Here is a 7,321-nt window from a genome sequence, read left to right on the forward strand (position 1 = left end):
GGGATGTACGGCGGCATGATGCCGATGGGCATGATGGGCGGAATGGCGGGCGGCGCTCAGGACCGTCACCGCAGGGAGGCGAAGAACTCGCGCACGTCGCGGACGTAGAGGTCCGGTTGTTCCATCGCCGGGAAGGTTCCGCCTCGGTCGTACTCCGTCCAGCGGACGATGTTGTTGAGGCGCTCCGCGAACGGGCGCACCGGCGCGAGGACGTCCTTCGGGAACACCGCCACCCCGTGCGGCACCGTGCCCTTGGTCAGCTGCTCCACGACGCCTTCCTCCGCGGCCTTCTCGGAGTTGTCCGGTGTCTCCACGAAGGACCGCGCCGCCGAGCCCGCCGTGTTGGTGAGCCAGTAGAGCATCACCGTGGTCAGGATGCGGTCGCGGTCGATCGCGTCCTCCGGGGTGTCCTCGCAGTCGGTCCACTCCTTGAGCACGCCGACGATCCAGCCCAGCAACCCAACCGGCGAGTCCGCCAGCGAGTAGGCCAGCGCCTGCGGTTTCGTCGACTGGATCAGCTTGTAGCCGTACAGCTCGTCGGTGTAACGCTGCCACCTGGCCATCCGCGCGTGGTCGACGTCGGTCAGCTCCGCCATCTCGTCCGGGTCACCGGTCGGGAAGGTGATCATGCCGTTGGTGTGCAGTCCGATCACGCGGTCCGGTTCGTCGATCGCCACCGTGCGCGAGATCCAGGTGCCCCAGTCGCCGCCCTGCAGGCCGAACCGTTCGTAGCCGAGCCGGCTCATCAGCTCCGCCCAAGCCCGCGCGATCCGCTCGGCGCCCCACCCCACCGAGGTCGTCGGGCCGGACAGCCCGTACCCCGGCAGCGACGGGATGACCAGGTGGAACCCGGCTTCGGCGAGCGGCTCGACGACGTCCAGGTACTCCGCGACCGAGCTCGGCCAGCCGTGCGTGATGAGCAGCGGCAGCGCGTCCGGCCGCGACGAGCGGACGTGCAGGAAGTGGATGTTCGCGCCGTCGATCTCGGTCGTGAACTGCGGGAATGCGTTCAGCCGCGCTTCCTGCGCGCGCCAGTCGTAGTCGTCGCGCCAGTACTCCACCAGCTCCCGCAGGTAGTCCAGCGGCGGGCCGTAGTTCCAGCCGAGGCCGGGCACCTCGTCGGGCCAGCGGACGCGGTCCAGGCGTTCCCGCAGGTAGTCGAGGTCCTGCTGCGGGATTTCGAGGCGGTGCGGGGTGATGTCGCGAGAGGCCATGCACGCTCCTTCGTACGATGTACGGTAACTAATACGCGCAAGCCGCCCGAGTTGTTCCCGAACCGGCCGAAAAAATCGAGGGGCGCCCCGAACGGGACGCCCCTCGATCTGATTGCCTTTGTTCTTTGAAGCGGCGCAGCCGCTTAGCCCACCCTCGGCGCTTGCACCGCCGCGGGTTCTCAGACGTCGCCTGGCGAGGACAGCCCGTTCGCCGTGTATTGGACATACATAAGAACGGGATCCCGCAGCCAGGCGGCGTCTGAGGTTCCGCCACCCGCACCGCCACGCAGGGCGAGTCTGGAATCAGGCTCTGAATCCGACCAGGTCAGCTGCCCATTTCTTCCAGGGAGCGGCCCTTGGTCTCCTTCAGGTACTTCACCACGAACACCACCGAGATCAGCGCGAAGCCGGCGTAGATGAAGTACGTGACCGGCAGGTTCCAGTCCCGCATGCTCGGGAAGCTCACCGTCACCAGCCAGTTGGCGATCCAGTTCGTCGCGGTGCCCAGGGCCAGCGCGGCGGCGCGGATGCGCGCCGGGAACATCTCGCCCAGCAGCACCCACATCACCACCCCCCACGACGCGGCGAAGAACAGCACGAACGCGCTCGCCGAGATCAGCGCGACCACGCCCCACTGGTACGGCAGCTGCGCGTCCTCGCCGACGACCTCGGCGAAGCTGAACGCCCAACCGGTCACGGCCAGCGACGCGGCCATGCCCAGCGAACCGATCACCAGCAGCGGCTTGCGGCCGATCTTGTCCACCAGCGCGATGGCGACGAACGTACCGATGATGTTCACGATCGAGGTGAACAGGCTCAGCAGCAGCGAGCTGCTCTCGTCGATGCCGACCGAGTGCCACAGCGACGACGAGTAGTAGAAGATCACGTTGATGCCGACGAACTGCTGCAACGCGGCGATCGCCATGCCGATCCACACGATCGGCAGCAGACCGAGCTTGCCGCGCAGATCGCTCAACCGCGGCTTCCGCTCGCCGCCCAGCGCGGCCTTGATCTCGGCGACCTTCTCGTCCGGGTCACCCGATTCGACCTGCGCCAGCACCTCGCGCGCCCGGTCGACCTTGCCGACGGCCACCAGGTAGCGCGGCGATTCCGGGATCGTCGAGGCCACCACCAAGTAGATCACCGCGGGCACCAGAGCGGCACCGAGCATCCACTGCCAGGCCTGCAACGGCCCGAGCTCACCGGAGGCGCTACCGCCCGCGGCCTGCGCCAAGGCGTAGTTCACCAGCTGTGAGATCGCGATGCCGAGCACGATCGCCAACTGCTGCAACGAACCCAAGCGCCCGCGGTAGGCGGCAGGTGCCACCTCGGCGATGTAGGCCGGCGCGATCACCGAAGCGATGCCGATGGCGACACCGCCGACGACCCGCCAGATCGCCAGGTCCCAGATCGCGAACGGCAGCGCCGAACCGACGGCGCTGATGATGAACAGGATCGCGGCCATCTGCATGACCCGGATCCGGCCGATCCGGTCGGCCAGCCCACCGGCCACCCCGGCGCCGACGGCGGAGCCGAGCAGCGCGGAGGACACGGTCAGGCCGGTCAGCGCCGGACCGACGTTGAAGTGCTGCTGGATGGCGTCCACGCCACCGTTGATCACCGACGTGTCGTAGCCGAAGAGGAATCCGCCGAGCGCGGCAGCTCCGGCGATCATCACCACGTGCCCGAGGTGCTCGGTGGCAGCGCCCGAGGCACGCGACTGCAATGCGGACATCGAGTACTCCTGCTGCCCGCACGTCGACCGCTCCGTTGCGAATCGTTCCAGAACGCCGGGCGGAGGGGATCGTAAGTTCTGAACCCCCAACTTGCTTATTCGATTCAGGGTGAAGTAGCTCACCGTCGCCAAAGGCCCAGGGAAGCCCCGGTGACCTATGCCACGAACAGGAGAAACACCCTCAACCGCAGCTGCGGAGCGTCACCGCTTGGTTTCGGCGCGCTTGAAGTTCAGGTACGCCCGCGACGGCGTCGGACCCCGCTGGCCCTGGTACCGCGAGCCGGCCTCCTTCGACCCGTACGGGAAGTCGGCAGGACTCGACAGGCGGAACAGGCACAGCTGCCCGATCTTCATCCCCGGCCACAACGTGATCGGCAGATTCGCCACGTTCGACAGCTCCAGGGTGATGTGCCCCGAGAACCCGGGATCGATGAACCCCGCGGTGGAGTGCGTCAGCAGACCCAGCCGCCCCAACGACGACTTGCCCTCCAGACGACCGGCCAGATCGTCCGGCAACCGCACGCCCTCGAACGTCGCCCCGAGCACGAACTCGCCCGGATGCAACACGAACGGGTCATCGTCGGGGGTCTCCACCAACGACGTCAGCTCGTCCTGCTGCTTGGACGGATCGATGTGCGTGTACCGGGTGTTGTCGAAGACCCGGAAAAATCGATCCAATCGCACGTCGATGCTCGACGGCTGGATCATCGAGGCGTCGAACGGATCAAGTTCGAGACGGCCCTCGTCGAGCTCTTTGCGCAGGTCCCGGTCACTCAGCAACACACCCACAGCGTATCGGGAGCCCACCTGCGATCTTCGCGCCCCACCATGTTAGGCTGTGCACGCCTCGAACAAGAGGTAACGCGGATGTAGTTCAATGGTAGAACATCAGCTTCCCAAGCTGAGAACGCGGGTTCGATTCCCGTCATCCGCTCGGAGCTGGGAGCCGTGTGCCACGCTATCGCGTTGGCCGCGGCTCCTTCGCCATTTCATTGGGGGGTCGAACCCCCCAAACCCCCCACGGTGCGGGGGTCGCGTATCGCTTGCTCCTCGCCCTGAGTGCCGTCCCCGGCCTGCTCACCAACCAGCTTTCTTGGTTGCTCGATTTTTGGCTTTCAGTCCTAGATTCCTCTGCCGCGCGGATGGCGGTGCAAGTTCTGTCGTGCTTGTGCCAGTCTCACTTTGATCATCTGCCGCAACACGCATGAGAAGGACAGTGCTGGCGTGGGATCTCCGGGGACGAGCAACAGCTCGTCGGGTGCTGAGAACGTGGTCCAGGCGCAGAACGTGCATGGCGACGTGCACATTCACGGCCCGGCCGGTTCATCGAGTTCGCGCGCCGTGCCGCGCCAGCTGCCCGCGACGGTGCGGCACTTCATCAACCGCACCGTCGAGCAAGATGCGTTGACCACATTGCTCAAAGGTGCTGGCAGCGACCACACCGTTCTGGTGTCGACCATCGACGGGCTCGCTGGTGTGGGCAAGTCGACGCTGGTGGTGCAGTGGGCTCACCAGGTGCGCGAGCAGTTCGCCGACGGCGAGCTGTACGTCAACCTGCGGGGCTTCGACCCGGCCGCCGAGCCCGTTCCCCCGGCTGAGGCATTGGCGGGCTTTCTCACCGCGCTAGGCGTGGCCCCGGAGGCGGTGCCGGCCGCAGAAGAGGCCCGGGCGGCGCAGTTTCGAACGCTGTTGCATGGGCGGCGAATTCTGCTCGTCTTGGACAACGCTCGTGATGCCGAGCAGGTGCTGCCGCTGCTGCCCGGCTCACCCGGATGCCTCGTCATCGTGACCAGCCGCCAGCGGCTAGACGGGCTCGTTGCCCACCACGGGGCGCAGCGACTCGCGCTGGCCACGCTCACCCACGACGAAGGCCGCCAGTTGCTGGCTCGCTATCTCGGCGCAGAACGTCTGGCCGACGAGCCGGAGGATGTCGAGGCACTGCTGGAGCACTGTGCCGGACTGCCGCTGGCACTGACATTGGTCGCCGTGCAGGCTGCCGGCGAACCGGACCTACCGCTAGAAGAGCTCGCCACCGAACTCCGCGACGAACGCGACCGACTCGACGCGCTCGACGTGGGCGGACGCACCGGCATCCGGGCGGTGTTCTCCTGGTCCTACCGCACACTCTCCCCAGAAGCCGCGCGGCTGTTCCGATTGCTCGGGCTACCCACTTCGCCGGACATCAGTTTGGGAGCGGCTGCCGCTCTCGCCGAAGTGGATCAGCGCCGCGTTCGCCGGGTTCTGGCCGAGCTCTGCCGAGCCCATCTGCTCACCCGGCGCGCAGGAGACCGCTACGTCTTCCACGACCTACTACGTGCCTACGCACGGGAACGCGCGCACACCGACGACACTGACGAGGACCGCACCGCAGCATTACAACGCCTTCTCGACCACCACTTCTACGCAACCTACGCCGCTCACCAACGACTGTCCGCCAACGTCCCCTTACCCGACCTGGATTACACCGACAAACAACTGTGGCGCGACTTCGCCACCAATGACGAGGCCCTTGCTTGGTGGGATGCCGAATACGCCAGCGTGCTAGCCACCATCCGACAGGCGGTGGCACTCCGGATGCCCCGCGGGCCCTGGCTCGCACACATCGCCACCTACCCGCTCAAACTTCGCGGGCAGATCGACGAACTTGAGGCTAGCAGCACCGACGGACTAAAAGGCGCACAGGAAAGCGGAGACCGGCCTGCACAGGCGCGGCTACTATTGAGCCTAGGTACTGCATACTTTTTCCGTCGAAAATTTCATGCAGCTCTCCGTTACCAGCAGTCAGCTGCCGAGCTGTTCGCCGAACTAGGCGAACAGCAATGGGAAGCCGCAGCACATGGCGCCATTGGAGAGGATCTTCTCGAACTGGAGCGCTACACGGACGCGGCCGCATCCGCACGAGAAGCACAACGAATACAGGAAAATTCCAACTCCCAGACCATTGACGTAGGAGTCGATTCAATTCTCGGGATTGCATCGGCCCGTCTCGGTGACTTCACCACAGCGTTCGCCCACCTCCACCGCGCCGTCGACCGCAGTTCTGGTTCCATGACACACGGCTTTGCTTTGACAAGCCTTGGCATGGCCTACTTCCTCGCGAACGACATCGACAATGCGGTGCGCATCTACCGTCGCGAGGTGGAGCACCATCGGACCATCGGCCATCACCTTGGTGAGGCGAATAGCCTCACCAAGCTTGGCGAAGTCCTACACGTCGGGGGTGACTCCGAAGGTGCCCGGGAAGCATGGCAGGCGGCGCTTGGAATTTTCGAAGAGCTCGGACATACCGATGCCGAAACCGTCCGCACGCACCTCGACACTCTGGACGCTGACATATCGAAACCAGGCTCGACCAGCTAGCGTGGACTGAAATCTTCTGCCGAGATCAGTGAAGCTTAAGGATGGCCGATGCTTCGTATCGAAGCACGATTGCTCGTGCTTTCGCATTCGGAGCCGTTTGTTGGCTTTACTCGCCGGACTGGTTGGTGGCTTGTTCTGTGATGATGTCTAGGTGGCCTAGGTGGCGGGCGTATTCCTGGAGTAGGTGGAAGAGGACTCGCTCCAGGGTTGCTGGGGGTTGGTCTCTCCAGCGGGGGCCTGGTTGGCCCTGGGTCGACAAGTTCGTGCTCTCGATGACGCTGGTGGTGCGGCGGCCTTGGGCCTGCAGGTCCTGCAGGAGGTCTTCTTTGGTTTCTGATGGGGGTACGTGCCAGCGGTCGTCTTTCCAGTCGCCCCAGGGGGTTTCGACCGGTTGGCCTTGGAATCCCCATTCGATCCAGCGGAGTTCCACGTAGGTCAGGTGCTTCACCAGTTCCAGCGGGGTCCAGTTGGACGGGACTCTGCTGGTGCGGAGTTCGTGGTCGGGGAGGGACTCGATCTTCTCGATCACGCGGGAGCGGAAGAAGTCGAGGTAGTTGGTGAAGACCTCGGCTCGGGATGCCGTTGGGGTCGTTGGTTCCGGGAACGGCATCGTCATCTGGTCGGCTCCTGGGCTCGTGCGCGGTGTGCCGTCAGGTTTCCAAACTTCCCCGGAGTTGGGAACCTCGGCGCGGGTTCACAGGAGGCGGGTGCCGTTCGGGACCGGGTGGGCGAAGGAGGCCAGGACCACGTTGCCGTCCTCGTCGTGGGCTCCCGTCACCAGGACTTCCGACTTCACCCCTGCGATGCGCTTCGAGGGGAAGTTGCAGACGCACAAGACCTGGCGGCCTCGGAGGTCTTCCGGCTCGTAGTGGTTCGTGATCTGGGCGCTGGACGTCTTCAGGCCGAGGTCTTCACCCAGGTCGACCTTCAGCACGTAGGCGGGTTTCCGGGCCTTCTCGTTGGGCTCGGCTTCCACGATCCTGCCCACTCGCAGCTCGACCTTCTCGAAGTC

Annotated in this window: 6 protein-coding genes and 1 tRNA gene; 2 read left to right on the forward strand and 5 right to left on the reverse strand. The window is 65.3% G+C overall.

Annotated features, from left to right (window positions below):
- Positions 1-65 precede the first annotated feature (65 nt).
- The 3 genes from ABTZ89_RS32690 to dcd all read right to left on the reverse strand — a co-directional run bounded on the left by ABTZ89_RS32690 (position 66) and on the right by dcd (position 3,732).
- Positions 66-1,214, reverse strand: coding sequence for an epoxide hydrolase family protein (locus ABTZ89_RS32690; protein WP_351052031.1), 1,149 nt, complete (start codon positions 1,212-1,214; stop codon positions 66-68).
- Between the two features lie 325 nt (positions 1,215-1,539).
- Positions 1,540-2,949, reverse strand: a complete 1,410-nt coding sequence (locus ABTZ89_RS32695) for a sugar porter family MFS transporter (protein WP_270954148.1) — start codon at positions 2,947-2,949, stop codon at positions 1,540-1,542.
- 201 nt (positions 2,950-3,150) lie between these two features.
- Positions 3,151-3,732, reverse strand: coding sequence for a dCTP deaminase (gene dcd, locus ABTZ89_RS32700; protein WP_270954149.1), 582 nt, complete (start codon positions 3,730-3,732; stop codon positions 3,151-3,153).
- Between the two features lie 80 nt (positions 3,733-3,812).
- On the opposite strand from dcd, the gene ABTZ89_RS32705 reads away from it, so the two are divergent.
- A tRNA-Gly gene (locus ABTZ89_RS32705) sits at positions 3,813-3,883 on the forward strand.
- A gap of 335 nt (positions 3,884-4,218) precedes the next feature.
- Complete coding sequence (locus ABTZ89_RS32710) at positions 4,219-6,309, forward strand: ATP-binding protein (protein ID WP_351052035.1); 2,091 nt, start codon at positions 4,219-4,221, stop codon at positions 6,307-6,309.
- 106 nt (positions 6,310-6,415) lie between these two features.
- On the opposite strand, the gene ABTZ89_RS32715 is transcribed toward ABTZ89_RS32710, so the two are convergent.
- Together ABTZ89_RS32715 and ABTZ89_RS32720 are read right to left on the reverse strand one after the other, a co-directional pair.
- Entirely contained in the window at positions 6,416-6,925 is a 510-nt protein-coding gene (locus ABTZ89_RS32715) for a DinB family protein (RefSeq protein WP_351052038.1), read from the reverse strand.
- A gap of 78 nt (positions 6,926-7,003) precedes the next feature.
- Positions 7,004-7,321 (reverse strand): tRNA-binding protein (locus ABTZ89_RS32720; RefSeq protein ID WP_351052041.1); only part of this gene is annotated, 318 nt, incomplete at its 5' end.

Origin of the sequence: Saccharopolyspora sp. NPDC002686 (genome assembly GCF_040295745.1) — a bacterium.
Classification (GTDB): Bacteria; Actinomycetota; Actinomycetes; order Mycobacteriales; family Pseudonocardiaceae; genus Saccharopolyspora; species Saccharopolyspora oryzae.

Coding starts and splice junctions, on each gene's coding strand:
- ABTZ89_RS32715 (WP_351052038.1), bottom strand. CDS start 6,925: ATGACGATGCCGTTCCCGGAACCAACGACCCCAACGGCATCCCGAGCC.
- ABTZ89_RS32695 (WP_270954148.1), bottom strand. CDS start 2,949: ATGTCCGCATTGCAGTCGCGTGCCTCGGGCGCTGCCACCGAGCACCTC.
- ABTZ89_RS32690 (WP_351052031.1), bottom strand. CDS start 1,214: ATGGCCTCTCGCGACATCACCCCGCACCGCCTCGAAATCCCGCAGCAG.